The 24,177-nt window shown below is 44.3% G+C and carries 22 protein-coding genes and 1 riboswitch; of the genes, 12 read left to right on the top strand and 10 right to left on the bottom strand.

What is annotated here, in order from left to right:
* Positions 1–16 precede the first annotated feature (16 nt).
* From JCM16418_RS15040 to tenA, 3 genes are read right to left on the bottom strand one after another with little or no spacing between them, the layout of a single operon-like run.
* Entirely contained in the window at positions 17–778 is a 762-nt protein-coding gene (locus JCM16418_RS15040) for an ABC transporter permease (RefSeq protein WP_036650437.1), read from the bottom strand.
* Complete coding sequence (locus JCM16418_RS15035; protein WP_036650435.1) at positions 775–1,596, bottom strand: ABC transporter ATP-binding protein; 822 nt, start codon at positions 1,594–1,596, stop codon at positions 775–777. The genes JCM16418_RS15040 and JCM16418_RS15035 overlap by 4 nt, the downstream gene beginning before the upstream one ends.
* Entirely contained in the window at positions 1,593–2,267 is a 675-nt protein-coding gene (tenA, locus tag JCM16418_RS15030) for a thiaminase II (RefSeq protein ID WP_036650433.1), read from the bottom strand. Before tenA ends, JCM16418_RS15035 begins: the two co-directional genes overlap by 4 nt.
* Positions 2,268–2,351: 84 nt before the next feature.
* Positions 2,352–2,461: riboswitch (TPP riboswitch) on the bottom strand.
* Positions 2,462–2,885: 424 nt separating this feature from the next.
* Between tenA and JCM16418_RS15025 the strand changes: the two genes are divergently transcribed.
* The 6 genes from JCM16418_RS15025 (at position 2,886) to JCM16418_RS15000 (ending at position 8,678) form a co-directional block, all read left to right on the top strand.
* Positions 2,886–3,560: an amidase domain-containing protein gene (locus tag JCM16418_RS15025; RefSeq protein WP_242403855.1), complete on the top strand. Its 675-nt coding sequence runs from the start codon at positions 2,886–2,888 to the stop codon at positions 3,558–3,560.
* A 15-nt stretch (positions 3,561–3,575) separates the two neighbouring features.
* A complete protein-coding gene (locus JCM16418_RS15020) occupies positions 3,576–4,106 on the top strand; it encodes a hypothetical protein (protein ID WP_036650428.1) in 531 nt (176 codons plus the stop codon).
* Between the two features lie 403 nt (positions 4,107–4,509).
* Entirely contained in the window at positions 4,510–5,199 is a 690-nt protein-coding gene (locus JCM16418_RS15015; RefSeq protein WP_036650426.1) for a response regulator transcription factor, read from the top strand.
* Between the two features lies 1 nt (position 5,200).
* Complete coding sequence (locus tag JCM16418_RS15010; RefSeq protein WP_036650424.1) at positions 5,201–6,697, top strand: sensor histidine kinase; 1,497 nt, start codon at positions 5,201–5,203, stop codon at positions 6,695–6,697.
* Positions 6,698–6,812: 115 nt separating this feature from the next.
* Positions 6,813–7,910 carry a TolB-like translocation protein gene (locus JCM16418_RS15005; RefSeq protein ID WP_052020329.1) on the top strand — a complete coding sequence of 366 codons (1,098 nt, stop codon included), beginning with the start codon at positions 6,813–6,815 and terminating at the stop codon, positions 7,908–7,910.
* A gap of 102 nt (positions 7,911–8,012) precedes the next feature.
* Complete coding sequence (locus JCM16418_RS15000) at positions 8,013–8,678, top strand: stalk domain-containing protein (RefSeq protein ID WP_036650422.1); 666 nt, start codon at positions 8,013–8,015, stop codon at positions 8,676–8,678.
* A 138-nt stretch (positions 8,679–8,816) separates the two neighbouring features.
* Here the strand turns inward: JCM16418_RS15000 and JCM16418_RS14995 are convergent, their stop codons facing one another.
* Positions 8,817–9,953: an NAD(P)/FAD-dependent oxidoreductase gene (locus JCM16418_RS14995; RefSeq protein ID WP_036650419.1), complete on the bottom strand. Its 1,137-nt coding sequence runs from the start codon at positions 9,951–9,953 to the stop codon at positions 8,817–8,819.
* Between the two features lie 159 nt (positions 9,954–10,112).
* Here JCM16418_RS14995 and JCM16418_RS14990 point away from each other — a divergent pair, with 159 nt between their 5' ends.
* The 3 genes from JCM16418_RS14990 to JCM16418_RS23825 all read left to right on the top strand — a co-directional run bounded on the left by JCM16418_RS14990 (position 10,113) and on the right by JCM16418_RS23825 (position 15,455).
* The gene (locus tag JCM16418_RS14990) at positions 10,113–10,439 is read left to right on the top strand and encodes a PadR family transcriptional regulator (protein ID WP_036650417.1); all 327 of its coding nucleotides are present in this window, start codon (positions 10,113–10,115) and stop codon (positions 10,437–10,439) included.
* Positions 10,436–10,999, top strand: coding sequence for a DUF2812 domain-containing protein (locus JCM16418_RS14985; RefSeq protein ID WP_036650415.1), 564 nt, complete (start codon positions 10,436–10,438; stop codon positions 10,997–10,999). Before JCM16418_RS14990 ends, JCM16418_RS14985 begins: the two co-directional genes overlap by 4 nt.
* Before the next feature lie 235 nt (positions 11,000–11,234).
* Positions 11,235–15,455 (top strand): GGDEF domain-containing protein, encoded by a 4,221-nt coding sequence (locus JCM16418_RS23825; protein ID WP_052020327.1) that lies wholly within the window; start codon positions 11,235–11,237, stop codon positions 15,453–15,455.
* 213 nt (positions 15,456–15,668) lie between these two features.
* Here the strand turns inward: JCM16418_RS23825 and JCM16418_RS14975 are convergent, their stop codons facing one another.
* On the bottom strand, positions 15,669–16,631 hold the full coding sequence (locus JCM16418_RS14975; RefSeq protein WP_036650412.1) for a substrate-binding domain-containing protein: 963 nt from the start codon (positions 16,629–16,631) through the stop codon (positions 15,669–15,671).
* Between the two features lie 173 nt (positions 16,632–16,804).
* Between JCM16418_RS14975 and modA the strand changes: the two genes are divergently transcribed.
* The 3 genes from modA to JCM16418_RS14960 all read left to right on the top strand — a co-directional run bounded on the left by modA (position 16,805) and on the right by JCM16418_RS14960 (position 19,385).
* Positions 16,805–17,617, top strand: coding sequence for a molybdate ABC transporter substrate-binding protein (modA, locus tag JCM16418_RS14970; protein WP_036650410.1), 813 nt, complete (start codon positions 16,805–16,807; stop codon positions 17,615–17,617).
* Between the two features lie 2 nt (positions 17,618–17,619).
* Positions 17,620–18,285: a molybdate ABC transporter permease subunit gene (gene modB, locus JCM16418_RS14965; RefSeq protein ID WP_036650565.1), complete on the top strand. Its 666-nt coding sequence runs from the start codon at positions 17,620–17,622 to the stop codon at positions 18,283–18,285.
* A gap of 110 nt (positions 18,286–18,395) precedes the next feature.
* Positions 18,396–19,385, top strand: coding sequence for a hypothetical protein (locus JCM16418_RS14960; protein ID WP_036650408.1), 990 nt, complete (start codon positions 18,396–18,398; stop codon positions 19,383–19,385).
* 11 nt (positions 19,386–19,396) lie between these two features.
* Here JCM16418_RS14960 and JCM16418_RS14955 read toward each other — a convergent pair whose 3' ends face one another.
* The 5 genes from JCM16418_RS14955 to JCM16418_RS14935 form a co-directional block, all read right to left on the bottom strand.
* Positions 19,397–20,569 (bottom strand): radical SAM protein, encoded by a 1,173-nt coding sequence (locus JCM16418_RS14955; RefSeq protein WP_036650405.1) that lies wholly within the window; start codon positions 20,567–20,569, stop codon positions 19,397–19,399.
* Positions 20,570–20,580: 11 nt separating this feature from the next.
* Positions 20,581–20,862: an acyl carrier protein gene (locus tag JCM16418_RS14950; RefSeq protein WP_052020325.1), complete on the bottom strand. Its 282-nt coding sequence runs from the start codon at positions 20,860–20,862 to the stop codon at positions 20,581–20,583.
* 82 nt (positions 20,863–20,944) lie between these two features.
* Positions 20,945–22,051: a hypothetical protein gene (locus JCM16418_RS14945; RefSeq protein WP_052020323.1), complete on the bottom strand. Its 1,107-nt coding sequence runs from the start codon at positions 22,049–22,051 to the stop codon at positions 20,945–20,947.
* Positions 22,048–23,331, bottom strand: coding sequence for an ATP-grasp domain-containing protein (locus tag JCM16418_RS14940; protein ID WP_052020322.1), 1,284 nt, complete (start codon positions 23,329–23,331; stop codon positions 22,048–22,050). Before JCM16418_RS14940 ends, JCM16418_RS14945 begins: the two co-directional genes overlap by 4 nt.
* Positions 23,328–24,176: an ABC transporter permease gene (locus tag JCM16418_RS14935; RefSeq protein WP_052020320.1), complete on the bottom strand. Its 849-nt coding sequence runs from the start codon at positions 24,174–24,176 to the stop codon at positions 23,328–23,330. Before JCM16418_RS14935 ends, JCM16418_RS14940 begins: the two co-directional genes overlap by 4 nt.
* Position 24,177: the final 1 nt, after the last annotated feature.

Raw genomic sequence — 24,177 nt, 5'->3', positions numbered from 1 at the left:
CTCTGGCAACATATGATTAAGATTTAGCGTTTTTGCGGTAGGATAGGGTCACTCTTTCCACCCCTTGCACAGCTAGGAATAATAGAATACCCATGGCCGAAAGTAGCAACACTCCTGAGAAAACCTCTTCCCCCCGCAGCATATTCGATGCCCGTTTGGTGTACATGCCAAGGCCAGCTTCACCCCCTAGCCATTCTCCCAGCGTTGCGCCAACTACACTAAATGCCGCTGCCATTTTTATTCCCGTAAAAAAACCCGGTAACGCCGCTGGAATCTTCCACTTTAGGAATAAATCCCGTTTACGCGTCCCCATCGTGCGCATCAGCTCTCCAATGTCCAGATCCGCCGTGCGGAACCCATCCGCCGTATTCACAACGATGGGGAAAAAGGTGAACAATACGACTACAGCCACCTTGCTCCATATTTCATAGCCGAACCACATCACCATAATCGGTGATAAGGCGATCATCGGAATCGTCTGAGACATGACAATAAGGGGGTAGATCGTCCTTTTGGCCAAACTGGAACTGTCCATCCATATCGCAGCAATCGTTCCCCATACCACCGAAATGCCAAGTCCAAGTAGAGATTCTCCTAATGTGACGCCACAATGCTTCGCAAGCAGCTCCCAATTCTCCCCTATGGAGATAAACACGCCCGACAGCTTAGGGATGATGTAATGGGGGATATGAAATATCGTTGCTAAAGCTTCCCAGCAGATGGCTAGCAATATAACGAAAAGGATCACGGGTGCGCTTGCTGAAATACCGCGACTCATAAGCTCTCACCTTCCAAACCCGAACGATGTTGTGTACGGCTAATCAGGCTTAACACCTGACGCTTAAGTCCAATGAACTCAGCATCCATCACCGTCTCATACTTCCGCGGACGAGGTATGGGGACGATAATCTCTTCTAACACAGTAACTGGAGAGATTGCCGCAACAAGGACTCGATCAGATAAGAGTAGCGCTTCATCCACATCATGGGTGACAAAAACAATCGTTTTGCGATGCTGTTCCCATACTTGAAGTAACCATTCCTGCATATTGATCCGCGTCATTGCGTCCAGCGCGCTAAAGGGCTCATCCAGAAGTAGTACATCAGCCCCACCGAGGAGTGAACGTAAAAATGACACTCGTTGGCGCATCCCTCCGGAGAGCTCATGCGGATATTTATGCTCTGTCCCTTCGAGCCCTACTAGAGGAAGCTGCTCCATTACTCGCATGCGAGCCACCCGTTTCGATGTTCCGTTTAATTCCAGACCAAGCGCCGCATTATCTAAGACAGTTCGCCAAGGCATAAGACAATCTTTCTGCGGCATATAGCCGATTTGAGCCCCCTTAGATGCAGCTTCTGTAAGGGATATCTGCCTACCACTAGCGACAATCTCTCCTTTTGGAGAATCAATTAGTCCAGCTAAGAGCCGAAATAAAGTCGTTTTACCCATGCCACTTGCCGCAAGTAAAGACACGAACTCTCCCTCTTGAATATCAAAGCTGAGATCATCAAACAGTGGTCGCTCCCCTGGAAAAGAATACGTAAGTCCGCGCACCGATAAAGCTGGCGTTTGCTGCTTCGTCACGACTCCATTCATGCCACTGGCCATTCTTCTTGCCGATATGCCATATCCCAGAACATATACTCATATCTAGATGTAATGACGAATCGCTCTTCAAGGCGGGCAAGTTCCCGCTCTGGTAATCCTTCTGCTAACCGATCCATCAAGCCAATACACCATTCGGTGAGCCTACTAAATTCTTCAGAACTGTACATGAAGATCCAATCTCGGTAGAGAGGATGAAGAAGCGCTTCAGGTTGCTGCGCAAACAATGTTCCAATCTCGCGGTAACTCCACATACAAGGCAGGAGTGAGGCCACGACATCTCCAACCGTTCCCTGAGTTCCAGCTTCAAGCATATATTTGGTGTACGCAATTGTCGTCGGAGCGGGTAGCGTGCTCTCAAGTTCCTCTCTCGTAATGCCGAAACGTTCGGCATACACTCTATGCAGCTCCATCTCCACGTTCAGCGTGGAGTGCAGAAGCTCAGCGAATTTACCCATTGTCTCCAGATCCCGCGCTTTGATGCTGCCTAAGGCGAACATCTTGGCATAATCGATCAGATACACATAATCTTGTTTCAGATAATAGATAAACCGCTGGGTATCCAGTGTCCCCTCTCTGAGCTCAGTCAAAAAGGGATGCTGATAACTTTTTTCCCACACTCCTTGTGCTAAACGGTACAATCTTGTACTAAAAGAATCCATACAAAGCGCCACCTCTCTAGTTCATTTTGAGGAGCCAATCCCTTGTAGACATAGAAAAAAACATTCGAGAATAGACGAATGGTTACACAAATTCGATAAGTTCTCTACGCCAGCATTACCTGGATCAGATTAACGGTCAGGGAAATACGTTCCCTATCTCAGCCAGACTTGATCTAGCACCCGTGCTCCAATATTTAATTTAAACACACTATAGCCTATTACCCTATTTTTGGCAATACTCGTATTTGTTAACTTAGCATATGCTGTCCATGCTAAGTGCAAAGACGATATATAACACAACCATGACTGGCAAGCTGATCCAGAGGATAGCGCTACATAAAAGGATAGAAAATCACAGCTACGTTTTTTGATAAAAAATAACAAATTTATGTAACTATTTGCTTTTTTAACCGTCTGTTAAGGAGAAGGATAAGTTGTTTCAGGCAGTAAGATGTTAAACCTTATGATAAAAATCCTACTGTCTGTTACGATATAAAATTTTAGCACTCTTTGTTTGGTTAGGTAAGGCAGACAACATGAATTACATATTTAGATTAGCTTTATGAATCAGCTAAAACGGGAGTAGCGAAAGGGGCTAGATTTTAGTTGAAACGAAAGTTGAAATCAGTAATTGCTGCCACTGTTGTCAGTGCAACCTTCTTAATGTCTTCGCAAGCGTTCGCAGCAGAAGTAATGTTCACTAATTCAACCACTATTAACAGTTCTTTTAACCGATCGGCTGCCGCCGATTACGCTGAAACATGGGCAACGACACCCAATCCTGCTTACGCCAACTATGGAAGTAGCAGTGACGGAGGGGATTGCACCAACTTTGTATCCCAAGCACTGCATGATGGTGGTGGATTACCATTTAACGGAATTAAGGGAAATAATAGAAATACCATAGACTGGTACTATTACGGTTCAAATGTTCCTCCTTCTACTAATCCAAGAACATCATCTTGGACGGGAGCCCATCAATTCCGGGAGCATTTTGCGGTTGTCAATGATCAAGGTGGGAAGAAAGCATATAAGGCAACAAAATATACATCTCAAGAATTAAGTAACGACTTCCAACCAATCTATAACGAGCTGTTTCGTGGAGATATTGTCCAGCACGTTAATTCTGCTGGGCATACCATCCATTCGCAGATTATAAACGGTTACGGCCCAGGAAACGATCTTAAAATCGCTCAACATTCTGTAAGCAGTGGGACTTGGGATAAGAATATATCGTTAAAATCATACGTAGCTTACGGTTCTTGGATTGTATCCATCAAAATTAAAAACTAAAGGAGCTGGAATAAATTGAAGAAGAAAACTTGGATAATCCTTTCTGTCTGCAGTACTTTAGCGATTGGGGGCTTTATATGGGGTAACTTCAATGCAAACCAGGTCGATGCTAACAGCCCTACCCTCCAAGAGAGGGTTTCTTATGCAGCCGAAAGCTATGACGCGCAGAAGAAAATTGCAGATGCACCTGGAGCGACTACAGCTGATGAACAGAAATTGAAGGAGCTGGCGAGCAAGGCTGGAGATTTAGAAGCGAAGCTCAGTCCAAAGAGCACTCTAGACGAATTTAATGAAGTTTTTGCGGGTTATAAAGACTTATACGAAATTGAGAGTGCATATTATGCTGATCAACAGGATTCCAAAGACCCATCTGTACAAAGGGTACTCGAGGAATTGGATCATAAAGGAAAATTAATAGCTACATTTGAAAATAAGGCTCAAAGTCAGGCATTGAGCAAATCAACTAATGACCAATCCTTGTTAGATCAGTTCATGGAAGCAACAAGTAAACTAAATCAAGAGCTCTATCCTGAACAGTATAAATAAGCAATGAAGTATAGAAAGCTGCCCAAGTTGGGCAGCTTTCTTGTCTGTAATGGCAGCACACGATTACGTGTCGAGAAAAAATATCTCGCAAAGATAAATGCTATGACAATGCAGCCGTCTGTGACTTCTTTGGGGGAATGTCACTTGCTCAGTGAATTTCATACATCAATTCATTTAACCAGAACCCTAACACTCCGTAAGTTCCGACGGTTATAATAACTAAGAATAGATACTCCCTAATCCTTACAATTGTAATAGTCGTTTCTTTAAGCTTAAATGAGGGATAATTACTTAGGAAGTGAATCTACATTAAGATATAAGTTAGACCATCCCATTTTTGCTTTCCATTCTGAATTCGTATATTAAATTATTCTAAGAAGCCTATATAGAGGAGCTAGACACCATGACTAAAATACTCGTAGTGGATGATGAAGTAAGCATTGCCAGCGCTGTGGCTTACGCGTTACGTAGAGAAGGATATACGGTGGAGACTGCCAAAGACGGAGAAGAAGCACTTGAACGTGTAGAGACCTTTGATCCAGATGTCATGGTCCTCGATGTCATGATGCCCCGGAAAAATGGATATGAAGTCTGCCGCACACTGGCTGAACGAAAGCGCCCCGCCATTCTGCTATTAACCGTCAAGAACGATATTGTAGATAAAGTGCTTGGTCTAGAGCTTGGAGCGGATGACTATATGACAAAACCCTTTGATATACGTGAGCTTACGGCAAGGGTGAAGGCGTTAGCTCGTAGATCGGGAAAAGAGATCTCAGCTCCTGCCTCTTTAGATTCGGATGTATTCCACTTGGCAGGACTTACGGTTGAGATGTTCAGCCGTACTGCTCGCATAGGGGATCAGACGCTCGATTTAACGCCTAAAGAATTCGACCTGCTCGCCTTACTTACACGCAATCCAGAGCGAGTATATTCACGTGAGGCATTGCTGGCCCAAGTATGGGATATGGACTTTGCTGGTGGCACACGCACCGTGGACATCCATGTACAGAGACTTCGGAAGAAGTTAGGCGACTTACAGGGATTTATTCAGACCGTGTATGGTATTGGGTATAAAAGCACGGGGAAATTCTGAGATGAACAAACCTATTCGTCTGGGCCTCAAGGGGAAATTGGCTATTCTTTTAGCCTTGTTACTAGCCTCAGTACTAGCTGTACTCAGTTTCTTGGTACTATCAGGGATTAAGGATGATCAACGAAGTCGGCTGGAACAATCCTTCGCTCAGCAGACGGAACTGGCTAACCTCAAAGTGCGGCAAGAATACTTAACAGGACAGAAAATCCCTGTGAATACGTTCATAGAACGCAGCGGACAGCGACTAGCTGTAGATCTAGGGGCAGAGAATGGAATGGCCGTCACACTTTATACCGCAGATGGTGGATTTGCAGGTAGCTCCCTACCCGCTGAATCCAAATGGGATGTCAAGGATGCTTTGACCTATACCAACAAAGGACAATCTGCCTATATTACGCAAGGGGATCGTGTCTTATACTTAGCACCACTTTTTATTGATGGAACACGCGCAGGAACCATTCAATTTCATTCGTCGCTTGCAGAGCAGCATGCTTTTTATGAGCACATACGATCTTTATTCCTCTTTACTGGTGCATTAGTGCTGATCGCAGGTTTCCTAATTGGATACGGGTACGTATGGCGTCAAGTGAACGTGATTTCGAAGCTCAATACAGCCGCGCAGCAAATCGGTAGAGGGCAATATTTGGCATCCCCTGTTGTCCGTAGGTCTGATGAGCTTGGAGAATTATCCATTGGAATTTTTGAAATGAGCAGCAGTATTTCTTCATCTGTGGCACTGTTAACCGAAGAGAAGCTCAAACTGTTAGAAGCTATTGCAAGGCTACAGGAGCTGGAACAACAACAAAAACAATTCATTGGCAATATCAGTCACGAGCTAAAAACACCACTAACCTCAATTCGAGCCTATGCCGATTTATTGCATATGTATCAGGACGACCCTCTTCTACTAGAGGAAGCACGCACGCACATCGGAATCGAGGCCGAACGTCTTTACGCTCTAATAGAGAAAGCTCTTCAACTATCGGCTATGGACATCTACGATTTCGAGACACATACAGAGTCTGTTCAAATATCATCCTTTATGGAGGAAGCCGTGAGTCGCCTACAGGGCAAAGCACAACTGAGCGATGTAACCTTGGAAGTCCGCGCCACTCCAGGTTATGTCTGGGCAGATCCTGAGAATGTCACGCATATGATCGTCAATTTATTAGATAATGCCATCAAATATAATAAACAGGGCGGTACCGTGACGATCTCCAACTATGTAGAGAAAGATGACTCCGACCGAAACGCATGGATGGTGATTGAGGTGGCTGATACTGGTAAGGGTATCCCGGTAGATGCCACCCATAGGATCTTTGATCCCTTTTATACGGTTAGTGGAGATCGTTCTAGAGATTACGGGGGTACAGGTTTAGGGCTATCCCTTGTACGAAGTCTGGCAGAGAAACAACGAGGGTCGATCCAACTCGTTGAATCGGGTCCTGAAGGATCCAGATTTGCTTTGCGCCTTCCCCTTCAAGATCCCGATGCGTAAATATCATAATTGTTTACAAGTTGGATACAAGATGGATATGGTTCTGAAATATCTGCATTCTATACTAAGTTTACACCAAAGAAATCTAATACTAAAGGAGTCTAGGAGAACCTGGATGAGAAAAAAGTATCGTATGTTGAGCGCCCTAACCATATCCTTGACTCTCGCCGCAGCCCTTTCTGGGTGCCAATCGGGTCAAGACCAGATTACTTTGGTGAAGCCCAAATCTAACCAGACACCCCCAAGCTCAGTGAGCACTTCCCATCCTTCTTCGAATAGAGGGGACCGTACGCTAACGGTGGTGGATGGAGCAGTTCAAAGTGCCAACCCCGAGGCCATTGTAGACCGCATCCATCGTATAGATGATGCACACATAGAGAAATGGCTCTCGGATAATGAGGTTCAGGTGGAGGTAGTAAAGGTAACGAAGCCCCCGACCAAAACTGTGGAAGCCCAATATTCTTATACCTCCGCGGTAGTGGAGCTTACACAGGATCAATTGCGGAATATTCCAAAGACTCCCGAAAGAAGCAATGGACAACTCACGGTAAAGGAACAGCCTTCACCTGATGGTAAGCTCATCTTCATTCAGAAGTGGATGGACAAATACACAGCCTCTAACTTTATCCAACAAGTAAGTACCGGGTCGCTAATCGAGGTTCCGGGAGATAACTACATGGAAGTGGGCGACTGGCTGGATAACAACACATATGTACTGGCAGCGGGTTCTACCCAGGGCAGAGGGGAAATTCGCCATATTTCAGCGGATGGGACGTATACTCCGCTCGAACTGAATGATCCCGACACAGAGATCTTGTCTCAAATAGGGACCAGCGGAGGCCGTATTTATTACACAGATGTCCATCATCAACTCAAGGCCTTCGAGCCCGGGAACAGCGTTCCGACTCTAATAGCCAAAAACGTAGGAGATTTTCAAATCTCACCCGATGGACAGCGGATTGCCGTGGCGACTTTTATGGCTAATGATAAAGGCAATACACAAATTCTAATCTATACCCCTCCGCAGGTGCAGGGTTCTATGATTGGCAAAGGAGATATGATGCTCTATCTAGCTTGGTCTCCGAACTCGGCAAAATTAGCTTTTGCCCTCTATAGTGAAGAGAAGAGTGGAATGAATGGACTGTATATCTTTGATTCGAATACAGCAGCGTCTCGCCTCTCGGCCCAACATACTACCCAGTCTACCCTTTGAACTGGAGTCCTACGGGCAAACGTCTTGGCGTAACTATGCAGAATGAGAGCAGTAGCATTGTGACTCAAATTCTAGATTTTAAATAAGAATGGAGAAATAACTATGAAAAAGACAATCGTATCTATGATGGTATTAGGCATGACCCTAACGGGTGTAAGTGGTGTATATGCGGGAACGAATCTACAAAAAATAACGGCGTATCTTAACCACAATATTGGTATTCAAGTCAATGGATCAACCTACACCCCTACCGATGGAAAAGGTAACAAACTCGCTCCGATTACGTATAAGGACACTACGTACTTGCCTGTGCGTGCCGTAGCAGATGCGCTTAAAGTTCCCGTATCGTATGATGCCGCCTCTCACCAAGTGAACATCGGTAGCAATTCATCAATCACGTTATCTAAAGTAACTTATAGTAGCACTCAAGTTGCAGCCATTCGCAAAGAATTTGCTAAATTTAAATCATTTGAGACCGCGTATGCTCCTCAGCTCATGGCAAAAGGCGATGCTTACCAAAAAGCTGGAGCTTCTGATGACAGCGTATACCTTATATTCAAGCACATGCGTGTCGGCATCTCGCCAAGAGATTACTCAAATGGATATACTAGCAAACCAGTGAAACTGTCCAACGGCATTCAGGCCAAATGGTATACGCCAGACAAGACTCCCATGCTCGGTTTCAAGCTTAACGATCGGTATGTAACGATCAGCTCCGAGGATCATATATTAAGCCAAGCTCAAATTGAGCAAGTGGCCGCGAGCTAGCTAAGCTAAAATAAAAGGCTATTGAATCAGTAATATACTTGGAAATTGAATGGTATATATCGTAAAAGGAGCTGCCTGTGGCAGCTCCTTTTAATTCACTATAATAGATATGGTATCAGGTTGCTCCACCGGAGGTTATCACATCCTTGACTCACCTATAGCCTTCCTCACTTCATAATCCATCAGATCAATATCTAGATCCATGTCCAGTGCTAATTTAGCCATTTCTCTCCCAATAAAAGGTCCCATGGTCAAGCCAGAAGCGCCAAGACCATTGATTACAAGAAGGCTCTCCCAGCCCGGAACTACTCCGATAACCGGAAGAAAATCAGCTGTAAATGGGCGAAATCCCACCCTTACCTCCTGAAATGTGCTGTCTGCCAGCCCAGGCGCCCAAGTAAGACTTTTGCTTAAAATTTCGTGCATTCCACCAGATGTAATCCGCGCATCATACCCTTCAATGTTATTCTCATGAGTAGCCCCCACCACAATTTTCTGCTGTTCAAAGGCGAGCAGATATTGATCGGAAGGCGGCATCACCACCGGCCATTCACCCGTATTAAGCTTCGCGTCCGGAAGCTGCAGGTGCATAATCTGCGCCTTCTGGTATCTCACCTGAAAATCAATACCTAGCGGCTCCATCAGCTGCCTCGCCCAAGCTCCAGCACACACAATAACCTTGTCCGCTGGGTAATAATCTGCACCACATGTTACGCCCGTTACACGGCCCGCATGAAACTCAAGCTGAGCGTCTGCTTCGACAAGCTTAGCCCCGTTCCTCTGTGCAGACCGAAGCAGAGCGTTCCTAAGAGCGCGACCATCGACACGGGCGGCTCCACTAATATGAACAGAGGCGTGATCTTCCACGAGCAGTGGGAACAGCTCTCGGGTGCTATGCTCGTCCAGCCGGGTAATCTCCCCGATTTCCGGCGCGTCTTCCAAACGCTTGTATGCCCGCTCTTCCATGTTGCCGAGCTTCCCCTGATCCATATGTATATTAAGGGCACCCACTTTGGCATAACCGGTCTCAGTTTCCCCTTCACTTTCAAGCTCATCAATAAGCTCTGGATAATAACGCGCACCGGCTTTGGCAAGTCTGTACCAAGCCTGATTGCGCCTCTGCGATAACCATGGACAAATAATACCCGCTGCCGCATCCGTAGCCTGTCCCTCGTCTTTCCGATCTATAATAAGTACGTCCGCACCCCGTTTGGCCAAATGATATGCCGTGGATGCCCCCGCAATTCCAGCTCCTATAACAATAATCTTCATGATGATTTCATTCCTTCCCGAACTTGGTTCTTCTAAGTCTCATTCCATTATAACCGTATCCACGGAACTAACGAAAAGGATTGACAGTTATATCGGCAAACGATATATTATTATTACGTTCAACGATATATCATTAAACGTAATAATTGGAGGTGCCATGTCTTGGTTAATTCGGAAAGAACGGCGTTGTCTGAAGCGGTATTCTACATCCTACTATCCCTGTATACGCCGATGCATGGATATGGAATCATGCAGAATATAAGACAAATCAGTAATGACCGCGTAAATCTTGGAGCAGGTACTTTATACGGAGCCATTAACACGCTGCTTGAGAAGAAATGGATCCAGCCGGTGGAAGAAGACAACGATTCGCGGAGGAAAGAATATGTCATCACCACACTAGGGAAATCTATCGCGAGAAATGAGATGACTAGACTTGAAGAATTGCTCCTGAACGGCAAGAAAATTGAAGGAGGCGAACACGGATGACACATATTATAAGAAAGATGTTTTGGGATTATGAGAAGGAAGAAGAATGGCTGAACGCAATGGCTGCCAAAGGGATGATGTTAACCGACTATACCTGGTGCAGATATGTCTTTGAGGAGGGAACACCTAAGGAGTACACCTTTCGAATCGAATTATTAGAGCATGCATCCACCCACCCAGAAAGCAAGGCATATATTCATTTTATGAAGGAGAATGGGATTGATTGCGTTGCATCTTATAAGCGCTGGGTATACTTTCGCCGCAATTCTTCGGAAGGCGCATTCGATATTTACACCGACTTGGAATCCAAGTTACAACACTATAAGCGAATTCATTTATTATGGATGACTCTGATGGCTGTTGAACTAATCGTAGGCCTGTTAAATATCCTGATTAGCGTAGTTAATCTGAATTTCAATAAAACCATGGGGAACTATTCGATCGTGAACCTTATCGTCGGCTCCCTACTCTTTGCACTCGCCTTGCTCTTCTGGCGTTTAGACATCCCGATCCGCAGGAAGATCAAAAAACTTCAACGAGAACAACAAATAAGAGAATAACCTCCATATAACGTTGTACACAAAACTAAACCAGTCTGAAAAGGACACCCTTCAAGGTGTCTTTTGTGCTCCAGAGGGGGGAAAAACTAACCTGTTATAAACCTGGTGATTCTCTTATACTGTATCTATTTTTTATTTTGACTAGATGCAGACCGAGAGTTAAGATGATTTCATATAGGACTTTTAGACGATTGACGAATCAAAAATATGAAAATGATTTTTCAGGGTGATTACTATGGGTGAGGCCGACAAGAGCATTTTGCTTCAGATTGCAAATAATGATCATGGTACGATTATGACACTTCAACCACAGGCTTGGCATTATTTCATCATGTCCCGAATTACAGCTCGTTTGCAGCACTGGAGTTCTTTCTCCGAACATAACCCAAGCTTGCGTACCCCGCGACATATTGACTTCGAAGGAGAACAGATCATTATCCAGCTGCCAGCCTTGTCTGCGAAATGGGCTCCGCTATCGGAACTCATGACCGAAGAACTTCGAGAACAGGATAAAGCCCTAGTGTTCGCTTCTCTTTGTCGTGCCTTAGGCACACTACACCATCAGCATTTTGTATACGGTTTCTTCGCGTCCGAGTCTATCTATGTCCACCTTGATACGATGCAGGTATGCCTTGATGTACAGCCTTTTGACACTACATATCCATTCGTTAATCACCAGCTTGAAGATTACCCATTCGAGTGGCTGCCATTGCATTCCCGATTCGCAATTATGCCGCGATTGGCAGACATAGAGACCGCTGGAATTGGGCTGGATTTTCTATTTAAAAACGGTTTGCCAAGCAGGCTGCAGCGAATTAGCCAAAGATTACACAGACACCCGGAGTCGGTATTGTTCCTGGAGCACATTGCAGACGAGGTCTGCTCAATTTATGGGATTTCGGTCCCCGCGTCTCCACATTTTGAACCATCTCACTCTTCTTTTTGGCTTCATCCAGCTGAATCCCCGCTTACACTCAGCAGCCTGCGTTCCATGCAGTCTTTTCTGAGGAAAGGGGATGAGCTAACACTTGCTGTCATTGAACGTGATCCCCATATTCGTACACGTCTTCTACGCCAGCAAACCTATGCAGTGTTGAATTCGCAAGTGTTCATTACTATAAATTGCACGCCAATTCCGCTCTCTACATGGAGGCAAGGCATTCAGCAGATTATGGATAGCTTTCACCACCTCTACCCGAAGGCTCGGGGGAGGTTCAGATCCATATACAACCGGCTTCAATATTTGCTAAACCACTTTTACTCCGGCGAAGATATTCTGGAGGACTCGGCAGACTGGTTGTTCGATTTGATGAGGCTTATTTTTGAACATCTGTCGGACGAGCATTTGTATTTCATACTCGAGGATTGCCATGAGCTTGATAGTAGCACATTGGAAGTATTCGATCATTTCCTCCATAAGCATGGCTCACGTCTTCCTAAGCTTCATTTTATAATCAGTGGACAGGATCTCCCTAAGGGACTGAAGCCCGATAAGGTTAGTCAGGTCAAAATGATGCCTTCAACACGAAGGTATTATCAAAGAACACTCAGGGGGGCATTGGGCGGAGCCGATGAAGGTATCATCTCATTAGCAATAGAAGAAATGTTGAAACTACGCATTCACCCTTCCCATACCCATACGATGCTGAATCAATGGCTCGCGTCAGGGAAGCTAGTTCTAACTTCTAACGGATGGCATTGGCAGGATGCACGCTCAGAACCACCATCTCTTAATCCGGATGAATGGGTAGAACTACAGGTTCGACAATTGCAGCAAGATGATCTCCATCAGCTTGCCGTTCTGTCCTCTCTACCTACATGGATTAATCTGCGTCCCATAGCTGAAGCGAACAAGCTGGATCTCACTTTACTAATTCCCAGCTTGCTCCGGCTTGTCGATTCAGGTCTAATCGAAATTATTTCTTGGAATTGTCTGCTGGTTCCAGGCAGTGTAAGGCAAGCTCTTAAACGGATAATACCCGAGAGTAGGAGAACTGATAGCGAACAAGAAGCGTTTAACTTGTACCGCAACTGGCAGCCCAAAGCCTCTTCCGTCTTGTTACACATGGCGCAATCTATTCGCGATCGTACTGCGGAATATTATTATCTGATTCGATACTATCGGGAGAATCGCTCTGTGCTAATGCTTGAACAGACGCAATCCTTACTTGCTGACATTATAGAATTACATCACTCGCTGAAGCGTCCGTCTTCAGAAGGTTGGCTCAGAAAACAGATCACCACCAACCAGCAGCTCGGAGATTGGTCAGCCGCGGAGAAATACGCCAAGGCGGTCTATGATAGGACGGGCAGTGACAGCGATCAGTTTCGTCTGTTACAGATCCAGCTCATGCAAAATAAATTGGACTTGCCCGCGCTCAAACCGGGACTTTTCAAATATGTAACCGACACAAGTAAGAGTGCCCATGATCGCGCTCATGCTTTCTACGTCCTTATCTGGTACTGGGCAAAGGTAAACTTATCGAAAGATGAACGACAAATTTTGCATGAAACATATGTTAATGAACTCTATCCAAACCGTCACCAGATGAAACGTGAAATTCACTTGCTGATTTCAACCCGTTATGCCCAATTTTTATTGGAATTCTTCCCGGAACAAGAGGAATGGGCGCTGTCGCTTCTAAGCAGCTTAGAAGCATTAATCGAACATGCCGGGTTTCATACCATGAAGCTTAGAGTATATGCAGCCTATATGTTTCACAAAAATATGAGGAATGCCCGCAATTATATTCTTAAATCAATCGAAGGCGCGCAGCGGCTCGGTATACACTGGCTGGTGCATCTCTCTCAAGCGAACGGCGCCGAAACGGCAATGTACGTGGGCGATATTCGGGCTTTTTGGTATCACCGGGAGAGAGCTAGCAGTATGAACAGGAAAGATTGGGAATCACTCTCTTTGGAATCCTTATTTCTCTACTATTGTGAATGGAACGACCCGGAACAATTCGCCCAGCTCGTATCGACCCGGAATCTGGAGGAGCTAACTCCGATCGCCAAGGCGTATTGGGAAATTACACGCCGATATCTGGCATTTCAAAGAGGGGAACCCTTACTGGAACCGGCCTTATCTGATGGAGATGTTCAGGAACGCTACTTCATGATGGCTCTCACTGCCTCTGCGGGCCGTTATGATTACTCCGAAGTAACCCGGCTTTGGAAGGCTTGCATTCATGCGGATGGAAGCAGCCCTAACGGAATTAGAATGATGACAGGATGGTCATACCGGGAGCTTATCCGCCATTTACATGTCTATCAGCCTGAAGAGGCAGCCTTCTGGTTAAAACAATTCAGAAACTATATCTCCGATCGTGGATTCCATCTGTTCTGGCCTGATTACTATTACTTCAGTTCCCAATTGGCCATTCGATTCGAACAAAATGAAGAGGGTCTATCGCTGCTGGATCGTGCAATCAAGGGCTACCGACTGCAGGGCAAAAAGGACATCACAGATCGTTTGGAACGCGAGTTTCAATCCTTGATTGAGCCCTCCTATTTCAACCATGCAGATCCGCTGCTGCAAGACCCAAAGGTGCAATTCCTTCTACGGGACAGAGAGGCGTATATCCGCAAGTCCATGCGGCTATTGCTCAACCTTCGTCTTAGCGAGCAATTGCCGGAGACACCGGATATTAACAAAACCATTGAGAAACTCATTCAGCTATTATTTGAATATTTTCCGGTTGAGGCGATCGTGATCGACTACGAATTACGGGTCAAGCAAGGAAAACAAGCCTATACTACGAGCGGCGTCGTACACCAACGAATGCACGAAAATTATTTATCAACTCATGAATACGCCACTTTCTATGCCGAGCTGTACAGCAAGTCTTCGTGGCGAATCGGAATCCAAATGCACTTGCATCATATGGAGCATTGGGACAAGGAGCAGTTGGAATCTGTCTTGAATATAGTAAGGCCCCATATCTCCGCTTCCGTACTTATTCTTGAAATGGGTGTTGATGACTTAACAAGCCTTTATTTACGTAATTTTTTCTTGGAGCGTATGCGGCAGGAGTTCGAGCTGTCAAAAAGATGTCAGCTTGATCTATCGGTCATGATGATTGATCTGGATAATTTCAGACTCATCAACGAGTACGGCCACCAGGAAGGGGACCGTGTGCTGCAGGAAGTCGCGGATGTCATCCGTTACATGATCGGTCCATATGCCGTTCCGGGACGTTATGGAGGCGAGGAGTTTATCGTTATTTTGCCAAAAACCAGCGGACCGCTCGCCATGCGTATTGCTGAGCAGCTTCGACGAAGAATTGAGCAGTTATCAGAAGAGCGACCCTATGTGGTCTCAGCCAGCATTGGAGTATCCTCGCTTTCTTGGTCCGATGCCGCCACGCCGGATGAGCTAATTCGGCTAGCTGATGAAGCAGAGATCCGTGCCAAAAAAACAGGCAAGAACCAAGTCATCGCCGCGCGGCAGTAGTCAAATAATGACTTTCATTGGGACATCCTTATTTTGAATAATAACTGTCAATTCTTTCTTAATGCACTGCATTTGCTTTCATATGATTTGGGGTGAAGTTAATTTCTCTCTGCCTGCCAAGCTACAAAGAAGAGACCTCAAGTAGAGGTCTCTTCTTTGTATAAACAGATCCAAACCACAAATCATAGTGTAACTGGCCACTACTACTAGTTTCTAATTCTCAAACAAAACCTTCCCTGTCTGCGACAAGTCATAACCTTGAATAGGTCGTAGCTCGCTATGGAAAGCTTCCGATTGCAAAATCTGCTTCACTTGCTCGATCCATTCTAGATTATCCGGATTTTTTAACATGACCAAATCATAACGCTCTTGAATTAGTGGGGTGAATTCTACGCCACCCACCATATTTGCCGCCTTTTCGATACCTACTCCAAAATCCGCCTCACCTGTCGCCACTTTCCCTGCAACTCCAATGTGATTGGACTCTTCCTGATCATAACCACTTAATATCTGCCGTGATATGCCATGTAGCCGAAGCTGCTCATCTAGAAGCACCCGTGCTCCAGATCCCTTTTCCCGATTAATCATTCGCAGTCCTGGCTGACTCAGATCATTCCAGCTATGAAGCTGTTTAGGATTTCCCTGCATCACGTATAGTCCAGCGGTTCTGGTCACGAGATTGACCACGGTATATGAGAAGCCGGTCAGTAACTTTTGAATATACGGAAGATTATATTGCCCAGTATCGCCATCGAACAAATGAGTACTGACAATGTCGGATTCACCTTTATACATGGAAATGAGGCTATCCAGACTCCCTACGTAAGAACGAAGCGGTCTATAGTGAGCTACATTTTTCTCAATATGCTTGGATAAAATATCTAAACTAACATCCTGCCCCGTGATCACTAAGTTCCTTGTAGCTGGAGCTCCCATCGATTGCTGTTGTACTGAAGTTCCCACCACATCCACCTTATTTGCATTAAGGTTAACGTATGCCATACTGCCTTTGGTGCGCGCTTTATATGCTTCAAGGTCTATTGAATCTACACGCATCTGTTTACCGACACGGTATGCGGGTAGTTCTCCTTTTTTAATAAGGTCATAAACCGTTAACTTCGAGACTTTCAAAAGCTTGGAAATTTCTTCGGTGGTATATGATATATCCGTTGTCATGGTCGTCCTCCTTGGGACTTAATCTACATCACTATAGTCTATCATAGGTGGTACAATCCTGTATTTCAATGCTCGCTGTTTACTAAATCGATAACGTCTACTATAATAATTTAAGTCTATATATATCTATTTATATCTATTTATATTGTTTGTGGATATTTGGAGGGAATATATTGTATAAAAAAGGGTTGTTTAGTTATGTTCTAATATGTTTAGGTGTGATGTCGGTCATTTTTACGGGATGCGGTAATCGTGAGAAGGACAAGGCTTCCACAAGCGCACCTACGGAAAAAGTAGAGCTTACCATCTCGGCAGCGGCGAGCTTGACCGACGCTCTGAAAGAAATACAAACCAACTACGAGAATAGACATCAAACTATTAAACTGAGATTTAACTTTGGTGCATCAGGAGCTTTGCAGCAGCAAATTGAACAAGGTGCTCCGGCCGATTTATTCTTCTCAGCATCCAGTAAGAATATGAATACCTTAATCGACAAGAAGCTCATAGATGATTCGCAGCATAAGAATATTCTACGTAATGATTTAGTTGTTGTTGTACCTGCTAACGACAAAGCAAATGTTCAGAAAGTAGAAGACTTATCTAACGACAATATTAAATATGTAGCACTAGGCGAGCCTAAAACGGTTCCTGCTGGTAACTATGCTAAAGAGGCGCTGACCTATTCTAAACTATGGGATTCTCTTCAACCAAAAGTGGTACAAGGTAAAGATGTACGTCAGGTCCTTACCTATGTCGAATCAGGGAATGCCGAGGCCGGCTTTGTATATAAAACAGATGCTTTGACTTCTAAAGCTATTACCATCGCATTTAATGTAGATCCACAATCCTATACGCCGATTCAGTATCCCGCAGGTATTGTTAAGGCAACCAAGCACAGCAAAGAGATTTCTGACTTTTACACCTATCTTCAAGGTAAAGAGGCACAAGATATGTTTGTAAAATACGGATTTTCCATACCTGAATAATGATGAACAACATCAACTGGGCTGATTTCACGTCCCCCATCTTACTTTCATTAAAGGTCGCTGTTGTATCAAGCATCTTCGTTCTTGTAATCGGGGGGGTTACCGCTTGGAAAATGTCTCGAAGAAATTTCCGCGGGAAGACTGTTGTCGAAACTACATTTCTGCTGCCCCTTGTTCTTCCACCTACGGTGGTAGGGTTTATCTTACTGGTTCTACTCGGTAAAAAGAGCTGGATTGGACAGTTCATGGAGAGCTTCTTCAATCAATCGATCATATTCACTTGGGGAGCTGCCGTCATTGCTGCCATAGTGGTGGCTTTCCCCTTAGTCTATCAGACGATGCGAACAGGCTTCTCCTTGGTGGACAAGGATATAGAGGATGCCGCTAGATCCATGGGGGCAAGTGAGTGGCAGGTTCTGAGATATATCACCATGCCTTTGGCCTGGCGATCGCTTGTGACTGCTTACCTTCTCGGCTTCGCTCGGGGGCTAGGAGAGTTTGGGGCAACGCTTATGATTGCGGGCAACATCCCTCACAAAACCCAGACGTTGCCGACAGCAATCTATATCGCGGTTGAATCGGGAGATATGACGCTTGCTTGGTACTGGGCAGGGGCAATCATCATTATTTCATTTGGTTTGATGCTCGTTGCTAATCGCAAAGTTTAAAGAATGCCATTACTCTAAGAGTAATGGCATTTTATATTGATGAATTAGCTCTATACAAGTATATTAATATTATAATATATTTCCAATTATGTAATTAAAGAGGTGAATCCATGTCCGAAATCATGACGTATATCTCAGATTTGTATGATTGCCGTAAAATCCAGCTACTTCTCCTTTTTCAAGAAAAGAATATCCCGATTGAGTTACTATTCTATAATGCATACGAGAGTACCCAATCCATCTATGACCATTTATTCATACAAGACAAGAATCGCTGGTCATATGATAGCCACTCGATGAACGATGAAGATATTAAGCTATTCAATATTCAGATGGAAGAGCAATGTATACATAATGAAGAAGAGTTAGATTATTTACTACAGGATCTACTAAATAAGAATCAATATATCTACCTTTGGGTCAATCTAGATTATATGCCCCACTGGGTCCTAGGCAAGCATTACTTGGTTGAGGGGGCCCTTCATTCTGTCTTTCTGAAGCAATTACAAATCAATGGTGACCAAATCAGCTACCTACTTCAAGATAATTACCCACCATTTTGCGATTATGTAGATCAAAGCTTCATTAAGGATGGAATTTTTAAGGGTGATCCACAGTACACTCATCTCGTGAGCGTTGTTAGTGTTGCTAACTGGAATGACCAGTTAGTCCAAGCATCACTCGAAGAAAGATTCACGATCTGGCGCAAAGGTCTGGTTGATCATTTTCAGTTCTATGACCATATTCTCCAGTTCATTGAGGAAATTCCAGCAAATCCACCATCATTCTACGAAAGACTTGAACATGCGTTAACACTAGTGACAGGGTCTCGATATGTTTTCGCTCGGTTCCTTGAATACGTTGGAGCATCTGAAGAACTCGTACGCTGCCTAGATCAATGTAGTCAGATCGCTGAACGAATGAAGAATGCTTTTGCTAAGGCAGTAATTAGCGGCAAAATTAATCAGAGCAAGCTATCCCCGTTATGTATGGAGCTGAAGCGGCTGGAAATGGAATGCTTTCAAACATTAACAAGTGATAGCTTTGCTCCGATCCTTTTATCCCCTCTGGTCACATCCTTCGTTAGTACTCCAGAGTAAGCAACATTCAGTTAACGTCCATAGTTATATAACAGCACGCATCTGGAACAGATGGGCGTTAACCCTTCTCCTAGCACTTCCCTATGCTTTCGGAAATTATCACTATGGAATACATCCTTTAATTCCCCGTCATTCAGATCACCCAATGTGAACTCAGGAAAGAACTTACATGGATTGACCTTACCGTCAGGCATAATATCCAGTCGGTTCGCAATGGACAAGCATTGCCCCCGCTTCATCGCAGGTTTCTCAGAACCAAGAATGAAATCTCTTACTTCGTCTAGCTCGAGCGCAGGTTGGAATCGAATTCTGTTCTGCCATACACGCTGATTAATTCGATCAATTTCAGCAATGAGCGGCTCGATGTTCTCTTCGGATACATGGAATGAAAAGGAATGCCAGCTATAGCGCTGTTGTTGCTGAACTGCTTCAAGCCATGAGAAACGATCTTCATAGAAATCATCCATTTTTGTAGCAATATTTTCAGGAATATACCAAGGGAAAACGAAATAAACAGTGTCGACACCCATATTCTCAAAATACTCCATGAACTCGTATAGTCTTGGCACCATCGAATCACTAATGGTTAGACTAATTGAAACTCTGCCCTTGTATTCACCGGTCTGCTGCAATTTCAGTATCAGATTGATCATATGAACAACCCTTTTGAACGTGCCCTTTCCGCGAATGGCATCATTCTCCTCCTCGAACCCATCGAGACTGATCAATAGGGTCATATCCTCCGAAATTTTAAGAATGGAGTCCAGCTTTCGTTCAATGAGTAGCGCGTTGGTGCAAATGGTTGTGTTGCGGGGATCTTTGGCTAGCAAATCAGCGAATTCATCGAATTTACTGTAAAATAGTGGCTCACCGCCCCATATAAACAGTCTTGATTTCCTCTCATGCGTTTGTTCAAGAATACGTTCGACTAAACCCAAATCAATCTCTTGATTCTTGGTTTCTTTGGCCATGTCATGATGGAAGCCATCATTGGCCCATTCGAAGCAGTGTTGGCAACGTAAATTACAGCCATTGTTCAGCTTAATCCCTACATCATCAGGAATATCAAGTGCATATGTTGGGTCTTGCTTCTGCGCTCTACTCGTAATAGACATATTCTGAATCGTTCGCTTCACATTCTGAAATGTGCTACGGTCAAATGTAGTCTTGGTTTTCGGCTGCATCGCAATTCCCCCTATCCACTTATTTTTGACAAGTTGCTTGCTACTTCATCCGATGGTGTGTTCTCTCTCATCAGGAAAAGGACGAGCGACTCGATCGTACCCATATGCTCATAGTCGAACGTCTCAAAGTCTATTTCAAGATCAAAGGCATCTTCTAATGCCAACACAAAATTAATCATTTGCAAGGAGTCCAAACCAACACCGTGAATAATATCCGTCTGAGGCGTTAGCTTGGACATCAACTCAGGAGATTCCTTAATATCACATAAAATATTCATAACGGTTTGGATCATATCAATTCCTCCTTTTATTTGTACCACTCCGGTAATACGGTCTTAGCCTATTGCACGAATCTCTCAGCATGACGAGTCAGCCTCACCTCCCATTCGTAATATTGCTCACCAAATTGTTGGCTTTGTACGCTGCATTCCTGAGATTATGGTGAATACTCTCCAAGACACTTACTGCAAAGTCTTGCTCTTTCCAGGCGTCATAGCTTATCCCTAATCCAAGAGATACCCAGAGATGTGCATTCGCTCGTTCATGATCTCCGAAAGGCTCCAGAAAAATTAAAGGCGTGGCAGAAGCCAATGAATCTAACAATGTCGCGCCCCCTGGCTTACTTATAATCCCTGTAGAATGGCGCATCAGCTCGAATGCCTTCGGATAGTTACCACTCGTTTCAAATGTGCAATCCTCCCCCTGCTTTATTTCAGCAAACGGTGGAAAATCAAACTCATTAGACGAATTACGTTGCCAAGGACTCCAGGATGGATCTAACATGAAATAACGGTGGGATACGGACTCGGGCAAATCAGCCGAATCAGATGTAAGATCCTCGTTATAGTAGGCGATGATATTTAATGAAATACCACTCGCCGTAAGCTCCGAAATTTTGTCCTTATAGGTACCGATTCCCCAACCACCACCATGAATCAGATAACGCTGTGTTCGATCCTGAAATGGAACCGGCTCCTCCTCGCTAACCGCAATCGTTTGGGCAATTCGATTCTCCCCGACTGGATATAGCCACACATTGTTAAACGCATCACATGCCTTCCCATATACCGAGAATGAGGGGGTGTGGCTTGCATCCAAACGAATAAGTCTGATATCTACATCTACTGCCCCCATCATCTCCCGGTAGCGTTCTAGAATCGGAATCCAGAACCCCGTAAGGGCAATAAACCTCCTTCTTCCAGATTGCTTCCATTCATGTAGAAGCATCACGACATGATCCTCATCGAAGGTCTCGCGGCTGTCCTTCGCGAGCTTATAGCCCATCTTGGCAACAGCAAAGCTATCATGGAATGCCTTACGATATCGTGGAATTTTATCTAATGTCTCATGGTCGTACAAATGCTCAAGCATATAAATATCTGTATGAATGCCTTGATCTCGGAGCTGTAATTGAAGAAGCTTGGCTGGTATATAAACACCCAGTGAATTTCCTGCGCTAAGAAGTGTTATGGTCTCGTTCAAGAGCACACCCCTCCTTGAAGCATGGTGATCCGTCCAAACTTGTCCAGCATATCACTTAGCTTGGCGGCTTCATTACCGTAAAATAGTATGAAGATACGATATACATTCATGTGTGGTTGATGGTCGAAAGCAAATGTGTAGATGGTAAATAGGTTGTCCGCATCAGGCTGAAGCTCTATTTTAAATCTAGATTGGATATCCTCAAAAGTGTGCGTATCACTTGTCTCCATCTGTATATAGCGGCTCTCAATATAGGTATAGGAGGGAAGTAATGATTCGATAAAGGGAAGTAAATAGGTAACCTGTGTAAATCTTCCGTTAATTTCAATAACCGGGTATAGATGATCTTGTTCATCAAGAATGGAGTCAACACCTGCAATTCCTGCGTAACCGCACTGCCTCAGTACGGCTCCTAATCTCAGCATTTCTGCTCGATATTCATCCATGATGGCAACATCATAATGAGGGGTATAATTCGTGCCAATGTATACTCCGTAATCATTAATTCTCTGCTCAGTCACTGCGAGCAGGTTAACAGAATTCTGATCCATCCATAGCTGTGCATTTAGAGAATGCTTTGTGGGGTGCCATGCTTCCAATAATAATTCAAAACGATCAAACCGCTTTCGAATATACGATGATACCTGCCTAAATTTGTCCTCACTCTCAATAATCGTTAGACCTTTGCCGGAGGAACCATAAGCTTGTTTCAGCACCGTCTTCGTAAATCCTTCAGCCCGCATTTGATTGTAAGCTTCAATAAGCTCTTGCGGGTTGTAGCAGAATTTGCCCTTCGTTATAGCAAATCCATGTTCTTCTGCCAGTCTTCTCGTGACATACTTACTGTTCACTTGCTTCACGACATTCACATTGGAATGGATTAAATGCCATCCATATTGCTCAGCCAATGTGACAAATGCTGAGGTCAGCATAAAAGGCATAAAAGTAGGGGGCTCCGTTGAAACCCTCTCCACAAAATCGGCTACCTCGCCTGTATCTGTAGTCACGCAGATGTGCGGAAGCTGATCACGATGACTCTTTACATATTCTAAATATTGTGGATCAAGTGGATGCAGTAGCCAAACGACATCCTGTGGCTCAGCTATCCAGAGCAGCTGCTGTTCCTGCTGTTCAATTAGCGTTGATCGCTGTGATTTCACAAATGAAGGAAATAACGCAGTCTCATTCCAGCTTTGGTCCTCATTAATATTCGCAAGCCATAGAACAAATGGGGGTCTCGCCATACGAAATGGTTCTAAATGAATACGATAGTCATTCATAGACTTTCCTCCTCACCTTTTCTCAAACAACCAAAATTACAGGTTTGAACTGCTATATACTTTAAGGCTTGCTTCCACAGCATGCGTATGAGCATGAAGAATATCAGTGGCGCCAGTATACCCCATACCATTTCAACCTTAGTTAGTTTATGAAGGACAATTAGAGGTGCATAATTTGTAACAATAAATACAGGAATAATGAATGTTCCAATTCGTTGTATCCATTTGTTGTAGATCAATTTAGGCATGTTGTTTGCGTCCCACACCGAATAAGAAATTTCACTGGCCGCCGATGTATTCACAAACCAGAAGGACAGCAAAGGAGGAATAATCATGATGCAGTAGGTCAAGATTGTAGCGATAAAGATAAAGATAATAAATAGCAGTATGTTAAGTAGCGTAAATGGAATATCCGAAGCACTCCATCCGATGGAGACCATAATGGATCCTGCGATGATATTCGGAATCGGCATTCCCACTTCGATATGTCTCACCGAGACTAAAAATTGCAGTGAAATGGGCTTCACGATCATTAAATCGAGCATTCCCGTACGAACATACTCCGTTAAACGTTGGAAATTGTTGAAGAAAAGCCCCATATAAATACCCGTAAGCAGAATATGCGTCCCCATAAACATTAGAATCGTATCGGGTGTTAATCCATCAATATGTATATTCGTTTTGTACACCACTACCACATACAACAGCTTAGCGACAAGAAAAGCCGCCTCCACAAAAATACCCGTAACAAAGTTAGCACGGTATTCCATCTGCGAAATGATAGAGTTCTTTGCGAATAGCATAAGGATGTACAAATGTCTTCGCATTTCAATGACAAAGTTCAAG

It is taken from the genome of Paenibacillus pini JCM 16418 (assembly GCF_000576305.1).
Classification (GTDB): Bacteria; Bacillota; Bacilli; order Paenibacillales; family Paenibacillaceae; genus Paenibacillus_AQ; species Paenibacillus_AQ pini.
This window is presented reverse-complemented; position numbering and strand designations above follow the sequence as displayed.

Coding starts and splice junctions, on each gene's coding strand:
- JCM16418_RS15000 (WP_036650422.1), top strand. CDS start 8,013: ATGAAAAAGACAATCGTATCTATGATGGTATTAGGCATGACCCTAACG.
- JCM16418_RS15005 (WP_052020329.1), top strand. CDS start 6,813: ATGAGAAAAAAGTATCGTATGTTGAGCGCCCTAACCATATCCTTGACT.
- JCM16418_RS15015 (WP_036650426.1), top strand. CDS start 4,510: ATGACTAAAATACTCGTAGTGGATGATGAAGTAAGCATTGCCAGCGCT.
- JCM16418_RS23825 (WP_052020327.1), top strand. CDS start 11,235: ATGGGTGAGGCCGACAAGAGCATTTTGCTTCAGATTGCAAATAATGAT.
- tenA (WP_036650433.1), bottom strand. CDS start 2,267: ATGGATTCTTTTAGTACAAGATTGTACCGTTTAGCACAAGGAGTGTGG.
- JCM16418_RS14940 (WP_052020322.1), bottom strand. CDS start 23,331: ATGAATGACTATCGTATTCATTTAGAACCATTTCGTATGGCGAGACCC.
- JCM16418_RS14950 (WP_052020325.1), bottom strand. CDS start 20,862: ATGATCCAAACCGTTATGAATATTTTATGTGATATTAAGGAATCTCCT.
- JCM16418_RS14960 (WP_036650408.1), top strand. CDS start 18,396: ATGTCCGAAATCATGACGTATATCTCAGATTTGTATGATTGCCGTAAA.
- JCM16418_RS14955 (WP_036650405.1), bottom strand. CDS start 20,569: ATGCAGCCGAAAACCAAGACTACATTTGACCGTAGCACATTTCAGAAT.
- JCM16418_RS15010 (WP_036650424.1), top strand. CDS start 5,201: ATGAACAAACCTATTCGTCTGGGCCTCAAGGGGAAATTGGCTATTCTT.
- JCM16418_RS15035 (WP_036650435.1), bottom strand. CDS start 1,596: ATGAATGGAGTCGTGACGAAGCAGCAAACGCCAGCTTTATCGGTGCGC.
- modB (WP_036650565.1), top strand. CDS start 17,620: ATGAACAACATCAACTGGGCTGATTTCACGTCCCCCATCTTACTTTCA.
- JCM16418_RS15040 (WP_036650437.1), bottom strand. CDS start 778: ATGAGTCGCGGTATTTCAGCAAGCGCACCCGTGATCCTTTTCGTTATA.
- JCM16418_RS14985 (WP_036650415.1), top strand. CDS start 10,436: ATGACACATATTATAAGAAAGATGTTTTGGGATTATGAGAAGGAAGAA.
- JCM16418_RS14975 (WP_036650412.1), bottom strand. CDS start 16,631: ATGACAACGGATATATCATATACCACCGAAGAAATTTCCAAGCTTTTG.